We start from the raw sequence: 17,496 nt of genomic DNA, 5'->3' as shown, positions 1-17,496 counted from the left end.
TGTGTGAATAGGGTTAATGGGCTTCTAGCCAATTGTTTCCTGTGTCTAAATCAACATCTAAAGGAACAACAAGTTTATAAGCATTCTCCATTTCGGTTTTTATAAGTTTTGAAACGGTTTCTAATTCGGGTTTGTAAACATCAAATACCAATTCATCATGTACTTGTAACAGCATTTTTGTTTTGTAATTACTGGTTTTTAGTTTTTGATGAATGGAAATCATAGCCAATTTAATAATATCGGCAGCACTGCCTTGAATAGGCGCATTAACGGCATTACGTTCTGCGGCACCACGAACAACAGCATTTCTAGAGTTAATATCTTTTAAATAACGGCGTCTTCCCAAAACAGTTTGTACATAACCGTGGTCGCGAGCAAAATCTACTTGTTTTCCTATGTAACGTTTTAATTTAGGATAGGTCGCGTAATAGGTGTCTATTAATTCTTTGGCTTCGGTACGGTTTAAGCTAGTTTGATTGCTAAGCCCAAAAGCCGATACGCCATAGATAATTCCAAAGTTGACGGTTTTAGCATTACTACGTTGTTCACGAGTTACTTCGGAAATAGGAACATTAAATACTTTTGCTGCAGTCGATGCGTGAATATCCTCACCGTTTTTAAAGGCTTCAATCATGGTTTCCTCTTCGCTTAAGGCAGCAATAATACGGAGCTCGATTTGACTGTAATCGGCAGCGAGTAATGTATAGTCTTTGCTACGCGGAATAAAGGCTTTTCTAACTTGTCGTCCGCGTTCGGTACGTATAGGAATGTTTTGTAAGTTAGGGTTATTACTACTTAAACGCCCTGTAGCTGCAACAGTTTGCATATAGTCTGTATGAACACGTTTGGTTGATGGGTCAACTTGCTCTGGCAAGGCATCAACATAAGTGCTTTTTAATTTGGTAAGACCGCGGTAATCTAAAACATGTTGAATGATAGCATGATCCTTGGCTAAATAACTTAAAACATCTTCGGCGGTAGAGTATTGACCAGATTTTGTTTTTTTAGGTTTATCAACCAGTTTAAGTTTGCCAAATAAAATCTCTCCTAATTGTTTTGGAGACGCAATGTTAAACTCTTCGCCAGCGTCTTTATAGATTTTTGTTTCTAAATCTTTAATGTCCTTATTTAAGGTTTCGGAGAGTGTGTTTAAAAACGTGGTGTCTAAATTAATGCCTTCCAATTCCATATCGGCTAAAACCCGTAGTAAAGGAACTTCAATTTCATCGAATAAGGTTTGGGTGTTGGCTTGGCCTAATTCATTTTGAAAATGTTCTTTTAACTGAAGTGTAATATCGGCATCTTCTACGGCATATTCGGTTTGCTTATCTAAAGTCACATCGCGCATGGATAATTGGTTTTTTCCTTTTTTACCAATAAGCGTTTCAATGGAAATAGGCGTGTAGTTAAGGTAGGTTTCCGAAAGCACATCCATATTATGGCGCATATCGGGATTGATAAGATAGTGAGCCAACATGGTATCGAACAATTTACCTTTTACGTTGATGTTGTATTTGGCTAAAACTTTGATGTCGTACTTTAAGTTCTGACCTATTTTTTCGATAGTATCGTTTTCAAAAAATGGGCGAAGCTCTTCAATTAAATCTTGTGCTTCGGTTTTATCTTCAGGAAACGGTAAATAAAATCCTTTGCCTGCTTCCCAAGAAAAGGCAATACCGACTAATTCGGCTTGTAACGGATTTAAGCCTGTAGTTTCAGTATCAAAACAAACCGATTTTTGTTGCATGAGTTTTTCTATAAACAATCGTTTTGCCAATGGCGTGTTGATACTTTGGTAAAAGTGCGAAGTGGTTTTAGCAACTTTTCTGGTGTATTCGGTTTTAGTTTCCGATGGTGCTTCGCCATCATTACCAAATAATGAGAATTGCCCAGCACCTGCAGTTGTATTTGTTTTAGGTTTTGATTTTGTTTCAGTTTTTTTATCTTTTGAAGGAGCTGGTGTTTCTTGACCTGGAGCAAAGGTTTTTATAAAGTTTTCGGTAAGTCGTCTAAATTCTAAATCTTGAAAAATGTTTGTTACGCCTTCAATATCGGGTTCAGACATTTCAAAATCAGTTTCATCAAATTCCACAGGAACATCTAGCATAATGGTAGCTAGTTTTTTTGATAGCAAGCCTAATTCTTGGTTGGCTTCAACCTTTTCTTTCATTTTACCTTTTAGCTCATGAATATTCTCGAAAAGGCCTTCCATGCTGCCATAAGCTTTTAAGAATTTTTTAGCTGTTTTTTCGCCAACGCCAGGTAGCCCAGGAATATTGTCGCTGGAATCGCCCATCATGCCTAAAAAATCAATAACTTGTTCTGGGCGTTCTACTTCAAATTTTTTCTGCACTTCTGGAATGCCCCAAGTTTCGTAGCCGCCACCAAACGATTTTGGACGGTACATAAAAATATTATCAGAAACCAACTGCGCAAAATCTTTATCTGGTGTTACCATAAAGGTTTGGTAGCCTTGTTTTTCGGCTTGTTTAGAGAGGGTTCCTATAACATCGTCAGCTTCAAATCCTTCTTTTACCATAATAGGAATATGCATGGCTTTTAAAATATCCTGAATGTAAGGCACAGCAACTTTTATGGCTTCTGGTGTTTCGTCTCTGTTTGCCTTATAAGCTTCAAACATTTCTACACGATCGGCGCTGCCACCTTTGTCAAAACAAACGGCTAAATGATCGGGGCGTTCACGTTTAATAACATCTAAAAGCGAATTCATAAAGCCCATAATGGCCGATGTATCGACACCTTTACTGTTAATTCTTGGGTTTTTTATAAAAGCATAGTACCCACGAAAAATTAAGGCGTAAGCATCGACTAGAAATAAACGTTTTTGTTCTGACATGTATTGTGTTTTGAAAGAAACGTAAAACTACGAAAACTATGAAAGATTATAAATAATTTGATTTGCAATTTGTATTTTACACAGATGTAAATTCACTCTAGTTTTGGAAAATCTGTATTTAGAATTATTTAATCGTCAGAAAAACAATCAGTTTAAGGTTGGTAATACAACGTATAAAGAGCGTTTAAAAAAGCTTAAATCTTTGCGATATGCTGTTGAAGTTACTTACAAACAGAAGATAAGAGAGGCGCTTTACAACGACTTTAAGAAGCCTGAGTTAGAAGTAGATCTTACCGAAATTTATCCTGTTGTTAGTGAAATAAAATATGTGTCAGCCAATTTAAAATCTTGGATGAAACGCCAAAAAGTAGAAACGCCTATGGCATTGTTGGGGTCTTCTTCTTGGGTGACATACGAGCCTAAAGGCGTTTGTTTGATTATTTCGCCATGGAACTTTCCGTTTAATCTTACATTTGGGCCTTTGGTGAGTGCCATAGCTGCGGGAAATACGGTGATTTTAAAACCCTCGGAAATGACGCCTAACAGTTCTAAAGTCATGGCAGAAATAGTAAAAGCTATTTTTACAGAAGATGAGGTGGCGCTAGTTGAAGGAGCTGTAGAAACTTCCAAAGCATTATTGCAATTGCCGTTTAATCATATATTTTTTACAGGTTCGCCAGCGGTGGGTAAAATAGTGATGAAAGCTGCTGCAACACATTTATCATCGGTAACTTTAGAGCTTGGTGGAAAATCGCCAACCATTGTAGATAAAACAGCTAATATTAATCAGGCTGCACGTAAAATTGCTTGGGGTAAATTTTTAAACAACGGACAAATTTGTGTCTCGCCGGATTATATTTTGATAGATGAAACCGTTAAATCCGACTTCATTTCAGCCTTTAAGAAGCATCTAAACGAGTTTTATACTGAAGAAATAGAGCAATCAAGTGATTATAGTCGTGTAGTGAATGATAAACACTTTGATAGATTGGTAAATCATATTGAGAATGCTAGGCAATGTAATGCAAGTATAGAAATTGGAGGCGTATCAAACAAAACAGAAAACTTTATTGAACCGACTGTAATTTCTAATCTTCCAGAAGAGGCTAGTTTATTGCAAGAGGAAATTTTTGGGCCAATCTTACCTATTAAAACTTATGGTAATTTAGAAGCGGCTATTGCCTATATCAATTCAAAAGAAAAACCATTAGCATTGTATATTTATAGCAAGAGTAAATCTCATATTAATTATGTTATAAAAAACACTAGAGCAGGAACAACAGCTATAAATAATAATGTGTTACAATACAGTAATCACCATTTGCCTTTTGGCGGTAGTAATAATAGTGGTATTGGAAAAAGTCATGGGTTTTATGGCTTTGAAGCATTCTCTAATAGAAGAGCTGTGTTAAAGCAACATACAAAAGGCGCTACAGAGTTTTTATTTCCGCCCTACACAAAACTGAAGCAAAAATTAGTGGATTGGACCATTAAATGGTTTTAATTGACTAGCAAAGTTTAACTCTCTTAGATTTTTTTCCTCTAAATAAAAGTGCTGCTTTGTCAAAATTAGATTCTAAAAGAATGCGTGTTGTTTTATTACTACTTACTTTTTTAGAAGCTTTAGTTTTTACTGTAGTAACAATATTGTTAGGCGTTTGCTGTGCAGCCGTTTTAGTAAGCATATGTTCTTGACCTAAAACAGTTGTAGAGATAAACATAAATCCTAATATAGCAACTAACAATTTCATTTTATTTAGCTTTTAATTCTAATTTCTGAAACAAAGAAACAGGGGAAAGATGTAACCGCTAAAAAAAATAGTTATAACGTAGAAATTCTTGATAATCTGAAAATGAAATCAAAAAACATCGATGAAATGCATTTTAAACGCAAGAAGCTAATTTTCAGTTAATTGAAGTTTATTTTTAAGTTGATTAGTATAGGTTTATCGGTAAAATGCAGGTTTTTCGGTAAAACGATTACTTGTTCTTTAAGTAAAAATCAGATTGTATATTTTCATTTTTATTGTTTTGATATTTTGTCATACTAAACCATTGATGAATAGAGTAACTACCTGTTTCACCTTGTTTATTAATGGCAATATATCCCACTTGAAAATCTTTATAATTACTGTTAGGTTTGGTTACAATGCGTTGTATAGCTTCTTTGCAAGCTTCTTGAGGCGATTTACCTTGGCGCATTAATTCTACGACTAAAAAACTTCCTACTGTTTTTACTACCTCTTCGCCTAATCCAGTTGCAACGCAAGCACCAACTTCATTATCAACATATAAACCAGAGCCTATTATAGGCGAATCTCCTACGCGACCATGCATTTTATAAGCTAGTCCGCTAGTAGTACACGCCCCAGAAATATCACCATTTTTATCAATAGCTAGAATGCCTATGGTATCATGGTTTTCTATATTAATAATGGGTTTGTATTCGCTTTTAACTTTCCAGCTCCCCCAAGCTTTTTTAGAAGCTTCGGTTAAAAGGTTTTCTTTTTTAAAGCCTTGTTCGTAAGCAAATTGTTCCGCACCTTTACCAGCAAGCATAACATGAGGTGTTTTCTCCATAACTTGTCTCGCTACCGAAACAGCATGTGTTATGTTTTCAAGAAATACTACAGAGCCACAGTCGCCATGTTTGTTCATTATGCAAGCATCAAGAGTAACGTGGCCATCGCGGTCAGGTAAACCTCCTTTGCCAACCGAGGTATTGTTAATGTCGGCTTCTTCTACCATACAACCTTGCTCAACAGCATCTAGAGCGGAGCCTCCGTTTTCTAGTATTTTCCAGGCTTTTGCAGTAGCGTTAGGAACATTCCAAGTAGCAATAACTAATGGTAAAGATATTGTTGTGTTAGCAGTAGCTACAGGTTTTGTTTTTGATGTATTTTCGTTACAAGCTAAGACCGAAGTGCCAACACTTAAGCCAATACCTGTAAGCGAGGCGTTTTTTATAAATTTTCTACGTTTCATGTGATTTATTTTATAGTAATTTCATCTGCAAATAACCAACTTCTGCCGTCGTGTTTGTGGCCTAAATGCCATGTTGGTAGTTCGCCCAATGTTTTTGCTTTAATTTTTATATAACGTGCTTTATAGCCATTCATGTTAAATGTAGCAGGTTTTATCTGGTTAGTTGTTGCTTGTTTTTTGTTGTTAAACGATTGTTTAGGAAGACTTTTGTAAAATCTGTTAAGATTGTCTGAAACCCAACATTCAACTTCAGTTGGGAAGAAAATCCACGACTTTTGATCTTGTAAAAAGTTAATGCTAATTGTGTTGATAGATTTTACCTTTCCTAAGTCAACAACAGCAATTAAATCTGTGTTGTGATAGCCCTGCCAAGTCCCTGTTCTAAAATCGGTTGTGCCAAGAACGCCATCAATTAAAGCATTATTGCCGCCACCATTATATTGGTTAGCATATTGGCTCTCTAGCGTAATAGATAGGTTTGTGTTTATTTTGTTGAATTTAGCAACTATTACAGAACTTTTAATATTATTTTTTTCAGCATATACAGAAAGCGTTGTTGCTTTTGAAATTGTGAATGGAGAAGTATATTCTGAATAATCCGAATTGTTTAATTTGTAAAAAATAGTTGTTTCGTTATCTACATTTTTTAAGGTGACTTCTGTGTTGTCTTTAAAAGCGATGTCACCTTTTGCAATAAATGGTGCGGGAGTTATAAAATGCTCGTCTATTTTGGTGACGGGCTCTTCGCCTTGTTGTGTACCCCAAGACGATGGTTGATTGCTCATTTCAAAAATTAATAGCCCCCCATTTATAATATCTGAATGGTTAATATAGGTTTTATTTAAAGATTTCCCGTTTAAAGTTGCAGATTGAATATACTTATTTTCTTTTGAGAGGTTTTTGGCCAGAACAGTAAACTGCTTTTTGTTCTCCAAGGTTATGGTTGCTTTATCAAACAATGGAGTTCCTATAATATATGTATTACTAGCTGGTGTTACTGGGTAGAATCCTAAAGAAGAAAATACATACCAAGCACTCATTTGTCCGCAATCTTCATTACCAGAAATACCATCTGGCGCATTTGTATAAAGTTCGGTTAGTATTTGATGTACTTTTTCTTGTGTTTTATAAGGCTTGTTAACAAAATTATATAAATATGCCATGTGATGACTTGGCTCGTTGCCGTGAGCATATTGCCCAATTAGCCCCGTAATATCTACTTGATGTCTGCCAGACGTTTTATCTTCAGCTGTAAAAAGTTTATCTAGATTGGTTTCTAGTTGATGTTTACCACCCAACAGTGTTGTAAAACCAGAAATATCTTGAGGGACATAATAGCTGTATTGCCACGAGTTGGCTTCAGTGTAATTAAAATTTACTTCATAAGGATCGAAAGGCGAAAACCAGGTATTTCTAAATCTACCACGCATAAATTGCGTTTCTGGGTCGAATACATTCTTGTAGTTTTGAGCACGTTGGATGTAAGTTTTATAATCTTTAGGTTTACCCATAGCTTTGGCCATTTGAGCAATGGTCCAATCGTCATAAGCATATTCCAATGTTTTTGAAACTGACTCGCTTTCTTCTTCTACAGGAATAAAACCCGATTCTTTATACGATTTTAGTCCCAATTTATCACGAGTTGCACTATGTTTCATAGCGTTAAATGCCGTTTCTGTATTATAGTTTTTAATACCCTTTAGGTAGGCATCGGCAATAACAGGAACGGCGTGGTAACCAATCATGCACCCTGTATAATTTGCACTTAAATCCCAAATAGGCATAATACCGCCTTCATCGTATTTAGCTAAAAACGTATTAATAAAATTATTGGTGCGATCTTGCTCTATTATTGTATATAAAGGATGTGTTGCGCGATACGTGTCCCATAACGAAAACACAGTGTAATATTCGAAATCTTTGGTTTTATGAATATCTAAATCCATACCGCGATAACGCCCATCAACATCTTGATATAAATTAGGGGCAATCATGGTGTGGTAAAGCGAGGTGTAAAAATTGGTTTTATTATCGTTATTATTACTTTCAATAATAATTTTTTCTAATTGTTGTTCCCAAGTGTTTTGCGCTTCAGCTTTTATTTCTGAAAACGTTTTGGTGTCAAGTTCTTCTTCAAGGTTTTTTTGAGCTCCAATAGTATCTACTGCCGAGATAGCTATTTTAGTATATAGAGGATTGTTTTCAGGGTTATTAAAACGAATAGCAGCCTTTGTAGGGTTATTAGTAGTGTTATAAATGATAGTGTCTATGGCTTCGGAAAACGTCATGTAATAAAACAAGCGTTGGTTTGTTGCCCAGGCTTTGCTATGTCTGTGTCCTTGAATAGTTTTATAGTCTTTTTGTGTTATGTTATGCGATAGCAACATATCACGATGTTCTAAATCTAAAATTACATATTGATTATCGGGATTAGGAAATTCATATTTATGAATCCCGCTTCGTTTGGATACGGTTAACTCTACATTAATATTGGTAGAATCTAATAATACACTATAAAAACCAGGTTCAGCTATTTCGTTATTATGGCTAAAATGAGCGCGATAACCTTGTTTATCATTGGCTCCATTATTAAAGGTTGCTTTATTAGTAGGCATTAATAAAATATCGCCATAATCTGAAACACCGGTACCACTTAAATGTGTATGCGAAAATCCATAGATATAACTATCGGAATAGTGATAACCAGAACAACCATCCCAACCATCTAATCTAGTATCTGGACTAAGTTGCATCATGCCAAAAGGCAATGTAGCTCCAGGATAAGTATGCCCATGACCACCAGTTCCAATAAATGGATTGACATAAGAAATTAAAGGGGCGTCTTTTTTTGCGGCAAGTTCCTTGGGTTTTGATGAGCAATTGAGGAGCAAAAAGGCTAAAAATAGCGTAAAATAAGATTGGTTCATGTTAATTATGTTGTTGCTCGTGAAAGATACTAATTCTTAAGGTATCGTTAAAGGTAATGGTGTAGAACCTTAATGAGCTAAAATTCAATTATCTTTGATGTAAAATTGCAATATGTCACGTTGGGTAATACGGCTAATTATTTTGGCTGTAATTATATTTATAGCTGAAGCTTATGCTTTTCAAGCACTAAAAACCATAACCAGAAGTCGTTTAATTAAAGGCGTTTGGTTAGGGGTGTCTGCTTTAGTGTATGCCAATTTACTTTATGTTATTTTTTCAACCTCTAGAAGTGTTGGGCAAACGTTACAATTTCAATATGCTGTAGGGTTTATGCTAACCATTTTAATACCCAAAGCCATTTTAATTCTAGGGATGTTTTCTGAAGATATCTGGCGTTTTGGCGTTAAATTAGTGAGTTGGTTTACTCCTGGACAAACACAACCTATTCAAGGTAGGCGTGCATTTATTTCAAAAATAGCATTAGGATTAGCAACCATACCATTTGCGTCTTTTTTATATGGAATAGTACAAGGAAGATACAATTATAAGGTGCTAAAATATCAATTAGCTTTTGATGATTTACCTGATGCTTTTGATGGGTTTACTATAACACAAATTTCCGATATCCACTCAGGGAGTTTTACCAATGCCAAAAAAATACAGTATGGTGTAGATTTAATAAACGAGCAACAATCTGATGTTATTTTATTTACCGGAGATATTGTAAACAATGTTGCTTCCGAGATGGACAATTGGGTGACTATGTTTAAAGCTCTAAAAGCACCTAAAGGTAAATATTCCATACTTGGTAATCATGATTATGGTGATTATGTAGAATGGGATACAGAAGATGATAAAGCAGCCAATTTTAGAAAAATTCAGGAGTTGCATCCTAAAATAGGATTTGATTTATTAATGAATGAAAATCGTTACATTGAAAAAGACGGCGAAAAGATTGCTTTGATAGGTGTTGAAAATTGGGGAAAAGGGTTTAATCAGGCAGGCGATTTAAATAAAGCCAAAGCAGGAATAGACAAATCCGATTTTAAAATTTTAATGTCTCACGATCCTTCGCATTGGGAAAATCAAGTTAAGCAAGACAACTTTCATTATCATTTAACTTTAAGTGGCCATACACACGGACTTCAAATGGGTATTGAAATTCCTGGATTAATAAAATGGAGCCCTTCAAAATATGTTTACAAGCAATGGGCTGGTCTTTACGAAGAGTTTGGGCGCTTTATTAATGTTAATAGAGGGTTTGGTTATCATGCTTTTCCTGGTAGAGTAGGGATTTGGCCTGAAATAACAGTAATCGAGTTGAAAAAAAACTCAAAAACCACATAATTTAAGTGTACCTGTCTTTTTAATAAGAAAATACTTATATTTATAATAAATACGTTATGAGGTTACTACAGTTGCCCCTTATAGTAAAATTATAAGACCATGTAGGTTAGTAGTAACGCATTTAATGTTAAATTTTAAAATGTATGTCTAAATTTGGGGAACTTATAGATGTAGATGTTCCTGTTCTGCTTGATTTTTTTACCGAATGGAACGAGCAATCTACAGTCATGCATGCTATTTTAAGAGACGTGGCTGCAGCTTTAGGCGATAAGGCTAAAGTAATTAAAATAGACGTTGATAAAAACAAAGAACTAGCCGAAGCACTTCGTGTAAAAGGATTGCCTACGTTAATTATTTATAAAAATGGCGAAATGAAATGGCGTCATAGTGGCGAACAAGATGCGAATACGCTTATACAAGTGATTCAACAGTACGTTTAGCTATTATAGCGATTTAAACTGGTATCCTTTTTTTGAATAGTACTCCAAAACTTTAGGAAGTGTATATTGCATGTTTTTAGCAGCTTTAATGCTATCATGAAAAACAATGATGCTGCCTTCCTTTGTGTTTTTTACAACGTTATTTAAACAGGCTTCTTCCTTGAGGGATTTATCCCAATCAATAGAAATAACACTCCACATAATAATTTCATACCCTTTTTCTATAATTAAATTGGCTTGTTTTCTAGTAATCTGCCCATAAGGTGGTCTAAAAAGTTTTGAAGGAATAACTTTAGACGCTTTTATAACATTTTGTAAATAATAATCAGGGGTCGTTTTCCAACCTTTTAAATGATTATAAGTATGGTTGCCAACGGTATGCCCTTGATTAAGTATTTGGTTGAAGATTTCAGGATGTTTTTCTACATTATTTCCTATGCAAAAAAACGTGGCTTTCGCATTATATGTTTGAAGCTGATCTAACACCCAAGGTGTGATTTTAGGTGTTGGACCATCGTCAAATGTTAAGTAAATGTACTTTTTACTAGTGTTTATGTTCCAAACATAATTTGGAAACACATATTTAACTATGGCTGGAAGTTTAGCAGGAACTCTAGCCATTAGGATTATTCATTTAAGTCAATTAATAAACTGTCGGCTTCTAAAGCGTCATCTATATCAATATCCTGTTTTGGGGTTTCAACTCCTTCATCTTCATAAAAATGACTGAACAGGTTAAGGTAATCTGAAAATAGTTTATTTTCTGCTTGTGAGAATTCTTCATCGTATTCATCAACCACATCTAGGACGCCTTTATAACGTTCAATGTCAGTTAAAATATCTTCAATTAAATTGTATTGATTTTCAATTTTTAAGTTTCCGTAATAGGTCAAGTTTTCTTGATACTTTTCGGCAACTTGTTTAAATAGCTGTCTGGCTTTTTCTTTGTTGTCTACTTCGTAATAAGCGCCAATGTATGGTTCTAATAATGTATAGTAGTTAAAATGCTCAACGGGCATATTTTCCATAGCAATGTCGGCTACTTCTTCGGCTTTATCAAGTTTGTCTTCATTAATAAGTTGTTCAACTAGCCTTGCTAAATTACCGCGATAGGTTATGGCGTTTTTACGGGTTTCTGGGTCGTGGTAAATATCGTCGCTTCCACTATTGCCCCAATCCCAATTAACAACTTTGTTGTACATTAAATCACTGTCAACACGTCCCATATCAAATGGATTAGCACGATCTACTGGTGTTTTTATGGGGACTAATTTGTAACACATACCATCTAGTTGTAGGTAGTCTTTCATCCAAATGTAATCATCATCAGCAAAGGCGCCGCCAGTAAAGTAAATGGGTCTTTCCCAATTATTATTGGCAACAACGTCAAGCATTAACAGTCTGTTTTTATAAAGAGCACTTCCTGTGATTGTAATATAAAGACTGTCTACAATATTGTTTGCATCCTTTTCTTTAACAATACCACTCTTAATAGCATTGTCTTTATTTACAGGAATACTAATGTTTTCTACAGGGAAATAATTTGAGTTTGTTAATTGTGATGGGTAAAAACTTGGGTCTTCACCTTGCTGCTGTAAGACATATTTAAATTTTGTTCTAGGGTTCTCGCTAGAGACAAAGTTTAAGAAGTCTTTAATATCCATTGTGTCTCTAGACATTAAGCGTTTCATAATGTAATCTCTAGTGCCATAACGATATTGATCGTGTGTTAATTGAGACGGAATAGGGTCGCTCTCGTATGCTTTGCGTTTCATTTGATTGATATACCAATCGGTTTGAAATAAGCTTGTGTTAACCACACGAACATCGGTTCTGTAGCCTTCAATTTCTTGGGCGTACCAAAGCGCAAATGTATCATTATCTCCTATAGTAAATAGGATGCCGTTTTCTGCACAAGAGTCTAGGTATTTTTTTGCCATAGATCTTGCTGTGTATTTTCCAGAACGGTCATGGTCATCCCAATTATTAGCAGCTAAAATTCCAGGAACTAAGATAAGGCATACTAAAGTTATCGCTGGTGCGAGCATTTTAGTTTTGACATGTTTTTTTAACATATCGTATAAAGCGTACACGCCAAAACCAATCCATAAAGCAAAAACATAAAAAGAGCCAACAACTGAATAGTCTCGCTCTCTAGGTTCGAATGGGCGTACATTGGTATATACTTGTATGGCTAAACCTGTAAATAGGAAAAAGACAAGCATAACCCAGAATAGTTTTTTGTCTTTGTTAAAAAGGAAAAAGAAACCTAATAATCCAAGAATAAATGGTAAGAAATAATAGGTGTTTCGTCCTTTGTTGTTTTCTACATCGCTTGGTAGATTGTCTTGAGAAAGTCCTAAGTGCCATTCGTCTATAAATTTAATGCCACTTAACCAGTTTCCATGATTGTCGTACTTACCTTGTATGTCGTCTTGTCTTCCAACAAAATTCCACATAAAATAACGCCAGTACATATAGCCTAATTGGTACTCTAAAAGATAAGCGACGTTGCTTCCTAAAGAGGGCTTTTCAATATCGATATATTGACTAAACTGTCTTAAAAAACTGGTGTAATCTTCATAATCGACTAAGCCTTGAGCAACATCGTTTTTAAAACCAAAAACAGCATTACGGAGCTCGTTCTCCATTTGGTATTCTGGTTTAAGCTTAAAATCTAAATAGCCTGTAAAAAGCATATAGTTTTCGGCATGCTCGGTACTCCACATTCTTGGTAGAATAGAGGCGTGATCTGAATTGTAATTTTGCTTAGCGTTTTTCCAATCGTTTATAATAACATATTCTCCTTTTTTATAGTCTTTTTCATAATTTGGTTTGTCGTCTATATAAGGTTGATCGTCATCTAAACCTGAAAACTGATCGGTGAATTGTGGTCCGTAAAACAAGTAGGTTTTTGGGTATTGCTCGAGGTTATAATAGGCTAATAATTCTCTAGCATCAGAGGGGTCATTTTCATTAATAACAACATCGGCATTGGCACGAATAGGTAGCATTAACCATGTAGAAAACCCAATGACTACAAAAGTTACACATAATAGCGCTGTGTTGAGGTGTTTGTATTGTTTTTCTCTAGTATATTTTAAACCAAAGTAAACAAAGGCGATTAGTATAAGTCCCGCAATGATGGTTCCTGAATTAAAAGGTAATCCAACGGAGTTTACAAAAAACAATTCCATACTACTAAAAAACCTAAGAATATTAGGGGCTAAAAGCTTAAAGATAAAAAGTAATATAGCCACAGAAACAACATTGGCTATAATGAAGTTTTTAATGGTGATGGTTTTGTAGTTTTTAAAGTAATATATTAACCCTATGGCAGGAATGGTTAACAGCCCCATAAAGTGCACGCCAAATGATAATCCAATTAAAAAGGCAATTAATATAAGCCATTTATTACCTCTAGGTTTGTCCATGTCTTGTTCCCAGCGAAGCCCTAAATAGAATAAAGCAGACATGATTAAAGTGGCCATAGCATATACTTCGGTCTCTACAGCGTTAAACCAAAACGAATCGGTAAATGTAAACGCTAAACTACCTACTAGGGCACTTCCTAAAACTGCTGTTTTTTTGCCTTGTGAAAATTCACCATTGTTAAACGTGATTATTTTCTTAAGCAGCAGTGAAATCGTCCAAAACATAAATAGAATAGTAAAAGCACTGGCTACAGCACTCATCATATTCATAACTAACCCAATTTTAGTAGGATCGCCAAAAGCAAAAATGGAGAAAAAGGCTCCAAACATTTGAAATAGTGGTGCGCCAGGTGGGTGTCCAACTTGTAATTTTGAAGAAGTTAAAATGTACTCACCAGCATCCCAGTAACTTACCGTAGGTTCAACAGTTAGGCTATATGTTATTAAGGCAATTAAAAAGGAAAACCAACCCAATAGGGTATTCCATTTTTTAAAGCTAAGGTCTGTCATATTCTCTTTGTTTGATAGATGCAGCGAATTTAACAATAATTATGTAACGAAAACTATATTTAAGGAAACGTTAAGTATTAGTTGTATATTTTATTTAAAAAATATTTGCTCATAAAAAAGTTTGTTGTAAATTTGCCACCTCAAAACAAGAATGGCCTATGGTGTAACTGGCAACACGTCTGGTTTTGGTCCAGAAGAGTCTAGGTTCGAGCCCTAGTAGGCCAACAAAAGCCTCCGGAAAATCCGGAGGCTTTTTTGTTTGTGGTTTGAACAGATTGCTTAAATTTTAAAAGTAATAACGGGCTTTTTGGCATGGTTTACTAAGTCTTCGCTAATGCTACCATTAAAAAAGTGTGCTATACCTTGTCTACCATGTGTGCTAATACCTATTAAATCGGCATCTATGTCTTTAGAGAAGTTTAAAATGCCGTTTTCAACACTTGTGTCATTATATATATTTACAGTGTAATTGTCGAAAGGGTAGTCTTTAATAAAAGTTTTAATTCTGTTGTTTGCTTTTGTGGTGGTAGAAAACTGGCTAATAGTGTTAACCATTAATAAATGAATTTTAGCATTAAACGCTTGTGCTAATTCAGAGGCTTGTTTATAAGTTTCTTTGTTGTCGTTTTTAAAATCGGAAGCAAATACAAAATCTTTAATATCGAAATTGTCATGTTCATTTTTTATCACAAGAACAGGTATTTCAGATGTTCTCACTACTTTTTCGGCATTAGAACCAATAAACATTTCTTTTAAACCACTAGCACCATGAGACCCCATAACAATTAAATCGGCGCCTTTTTCTTTTCCTATATCCGATAGGTTAGCAAAATTCTCACCAAATTCAACAAAGTCATGTATGGTAATACCTTTTAGGTAATCGCTATCTAATACTTCTTCAAATTTTTGTTTAGCAAGTTTCATAAAAAACATAGCTTCAGGAAACTCACTATGGTTGTTTATCATGTCTATTTGTTGAAGTGGTAATTCTATCAAGTGTAATAAGTATATTTCACAATGATGTTTTTTGGCTAGTTGTGCAGCAACTTTTAGTGCGTTTTCGGCCTCTTTAGAAAAGTCGGTGGGAACGAGTAATTTTTTCATAAGCGATGTTTTTAGGAGTTTTGAATTAGCTTTTTAGTTGATTACAATAAATTTAAGAATAAAAAATGACTTTCTAATCATTGTGAAAATCAATAATTTTGTTGTATATTTGCACCGTTGTTAGGACAAAGAATTACATGAGGGGACGGGAAGTCCCCTCTTTTTATACTAAAAAATGTTTAAAGACACCGTAGAAAAATTACTTGAAAAAGCCCTGCAGGAAAGAGATAATCTATTTTTAATAGACTTTACAATTGGTGAAGATTATTCTATAAAAGTAGTGATAGATGGAGATGATGGCGTTACTGTTGAAGATTGTATTTTTATAAGTCGCGCAGTAGAGCATAATTTAGATAGAGAAGAACAAGACTTTTCTTTACAAGTAACTTCGGCAGGAGCAACATCGCCACTGGTAAATCAAAGGCAGTATAAAAAGAATTTAGGAAGATCGTTAGAAGTAAAAACTAACGATGATACCTACGAAGGTAATCTTGCCAACGCAACAAGCGAAGGTATTACATTAACATGGAAAGCCAGAGAACCTAAACCTGTAGGTAAAGGAAAACATACCGTAAAAAAAGAGGCTAATATAGCCTACGAAAATATAGTAGAAGCTAAAGTTATGATTAAATTTTAATTTGTTGATATGGAAAATCTTGCGTTAATTGATTCGTTTTCAGAGTTCAAGGACGATAAGTTAATAGATCGTGTGACGTTAATGGCTATTTTAGAAGAAGTTTTTAGAGCAGCCTTAAAGAGAAAATTTGGAGATGACGATAATTTTGATATCATTATAAACCCCGATAAAGGAGATTTAGAAATTTGGAGAAATAGAATTGTAGTTGCCGATGGCGAAGTAGAAAATTCAAATCAAGAAATTTCTTTAACAGAAGCTCGTAAGATTGAGCCAGATTTTGAAGTTGGAGAAGATGTATCTGAAGAAGTAAAATTAGTAGATCTTGGGCGCCGTGCAATATTAGCATTAAGACAAAACTTAATATCTAAAATTCACGAACACGACAATACTAATATATATAAGCAATTTAAAGAATTAATAGGAGAAATATACACTGCAGAAGTACATCACATACGTCACCGAGCAGTTATTCTTTTAGACGACGAAGGAAACGAAATTATCTTGCCAAAAGATAGACAAATCCCTTCAGATTTCTTTAGAAAAGGCGATAACGTAAGAGGAATAATAGAAACAGTAGACCTTAAAGGAAACAAGCCTTCTATTATCATGTCAAGAACATCGCCTATTTTCTTGGAAAAATTATTTGAACAGGAAATTCCAGAAGTTTTTGATGGGTTAATAACCATTAAAAAAGTCGTAAGAATTCCGGGTGAAAAAGCCAAAGTAGCGGTAGATTCATACGATGACAGAATAGACCCAGTAGGTGCTTGTGTAGGAATGAAAGGTTCTCGTATTCATGGTATAGTAAGAGAATTAGGTAACGAAAATATAGACGTAATAAACTATACAAACAATTTACAGTTGTTTATTACAAGAGCGCTTAGCCCAGCACGTGTAACATCTATAAAAATAGATGAAGAAAACAAACGTGCCGAAGCTATGCTAAAACCAGAAGAAGTAAGCAAAGCTATTGGTCGTGGTGGACACAATATTCGTCTAGCAGGTCAATTAACAGGCTACGAAATAGACGTCTTTAGAGAAGGAGCAGAAGAAGATGTCGAGTTATCTGAATTCTCAGATGAAATAGAAGGATGGATTATTGATGAATTAAAACGCGTAGGTCTAGATACAGCAAAAAGTGTACTAGAACTAGAAGTGGGAGATTTAGTCAAAAGAACAGATTTAGAAGAAGAAACAATAGAAGAAGTAAGAAGAATTCTTAAAGAAGAATTTGAAGAATAGAATTTAATTAGG

General features: G+C 34.8%; 12 protein-coding genes and 1 tRNA gene. 6 read left to right on the top strand and 7 right to left on the bottom strand.

The genetic code is table 11. The features are described from left to right. Nucleotides 1–13: 13 nt before the first annotated feature. Complete coding sequence (gene polA, locus R3L15_RS11735) at nt 14–2,857, bottom strand: DNA polymerase I (RefSeq protein WP_338731888.1); 2,844 nt, start codon at nt 2,855–2,857, stop codon at nt 14–16. Between the two features lie 103 nt (nt 2,858–2,960). Here polA and R3L15_RS11730 point away from each other — a divergent pair, with 103 nt between their 5' ends. Beyond that, complete coding sequence (locus R3L15_RS11730) at nt 2,961–4,361, top strand: aldehyde dehydrogenase family protein (protein WP_338731887.1); 1,401 nt, start codon at nt 2,961–2,963, stop codon at nt 4,359–4,361. Nucleotides 4,362–4,365: 4 nt separating this feature from the next. Here the strand turns inward: R3L15_RS11730 and R3L15_RS11725 are convergent, their stop codons facing one another. The 3 genes from R3L15_RS11725 to R3L15_RS11715 form a co-directional block, all read right to left on the bottom strand. Further along, nucleotides 4,366–4,608 carry a hypothetical protein gene (locus tag R3L15_RS11725; protein ID WP_338731886.1) on the bottom strand — a complete coding sequence of 81 codons (243 nt, stop codon included), beginning with the start codon at nt 4,606–4,608 and terminating at the stop codon, nt 4,366–4,368. 229 nt (nt 4,609–4,837) lie between these two features. After that, entirely contained in the window at nt 4,838–5,842 is a 1,005-nt protein-coding gene (locus tag R3L15_RS11720; protein ID WP_338731885.1) for a N(4)-(beta-N-acetylglucosaminyl)-L-asparaginase, read from the bottom strand. A 5-nt stretch (nt 5,843–5,847) separates the two neighbouring features. After that, on the bottom strand, nt 5,848–8,769 hold the full coding sequence (locus R3L15_RS11715; protein WP_338731884.1) for a GH92 family glycosyl hydrolase: 2,922 nt from the start codon (nt 8,767–8,769) through the stop codon (nt 5,848–5,850). Nucleotides 8,770–8,881: 112 nt separating this feature from the next. Here R3L15_RS11715 and R3L15_RS11710 point away from each other — a divergent pair, with 112 nt between their 5' ends. Then, on the top strand, nt 8,882–10,117 hold the full coding sequence (locus R3L15_RS11710) for a metallophosphoesterase (RefSeq protein ID WP_338731883.1): 1,236 nt from the start codon (nt 8,882–8,884) through the stop codon (nt 10,115–10,117). 143 nt (nt 10,118–10,260) lie between these two features. Further along, complete coding sequence (locus tag R3L15_RS11705; RefSeq protein ID WP_338731882.1) at nt 10,261–10,557, top strand: thioredoxin family protein; 297 nt, start codon at nt 10,261–10,263, stop codon at nt 10,555–10,557. 3 nt (nt 10,558–10,560) lie between these two features. Here the strand turns inward: R3L15_RS11705 and R3L15_RS11700 are convergent, their stop codons facing one another. Next, nucleotides 10,561–11,178, bottom strand: coding sequence for a polysaccharide deacetylase family protein (locus tag R3L15_RS11700; RefSeq protein ID WP_338731881.1), 618 nt, complete (start codon nt 11,176–11,178; stop codon nt 10,561–10,563). 5 nt (nt 11,179–11,183) lie between these two features. Beyond that, nucleotides 11,184–14,501 (bottom strand): DUF2723 domain-containing protein, encoded by a 3,318-nt coding sequence (locus R3L15_RS11695; protein ID WP_338731880.1) that lies wholly within the window; start codon nt 14,499–14,501, stop codon nt 11,184–11,186. A 152-nt stretch (nt 14,502–14,653) separates the two neighbouring features. Between R3L15_RS11695 and R3L15_RS11690 the strand changes: the two genes are divergently transcribed. Then, a tRNA-Gln gene (locus tag R3L15_RS11690) sits at nt 14,654–14,726 on the top strand. A gap of 54 nt (nt 14,727–14,780) precedes the next feature. On the opposite strand, the gene R3L15_RS11685 is transcribed toward R3L15_RS11690, so the two are convergent. Further along, nucleotides 14,781–15,605 carry a universal stress protein gene (locus tag R3L15_RS11685; protein WP_338731879.1) on the bottom strand — a complete coding sequence of 275 codons (825 nt, stop codon included), beginning with the start codon at nt 15,603–15,605 and terminating at the stop codon, nt 14,781–14,783. A 175-nt stretch (nt 15,606–15,780) separates the two neighbouring features. Between R3L15_RS11685 and rimP the strand changes: the two genes are divergently transcribed. Beyond that, on the top strand, nt 15,781–16,242 hold the full coding sequence (gene rimP / locus R3L15_RS11680; protein WP_338731878.1) for a ribosome assembly cofactor RimP: 462 nt from the start codon (nt 15,781–15,783) through the stop codon (nt 16,240–16,242). 9 nt (nt 16,243–16,251) lie between these two features. Beyond that, complete coding sequence (gene nusA, locus R3L15_RS11675) at nt 16,252–17,484, top strand: transcription termination factor NusA (RefSeq protein ID WP_338731877.1); 1,233 nt, start codon at nt 16,252–16,254, stop codon at nt 17,482–17,484. Nucleotides 17,485–17,496 lie beyond the last annotated feature (12 nt).

It is taken from the genome of Mangrovimonas cancribranchiae, assembly GCF_037126245.1.
Lineage (GTDB): Bacteria > Bacteroidota > Bacteroidia > Flavobacteriales > Flavobacteriaceae > Mangrovimonas > Mangrovimonas cancribranchiae.
Note: the sequence above shows the minus strand (reverse complement) of the source record. Positions and strands in the feature narration are given on the sequence as shown.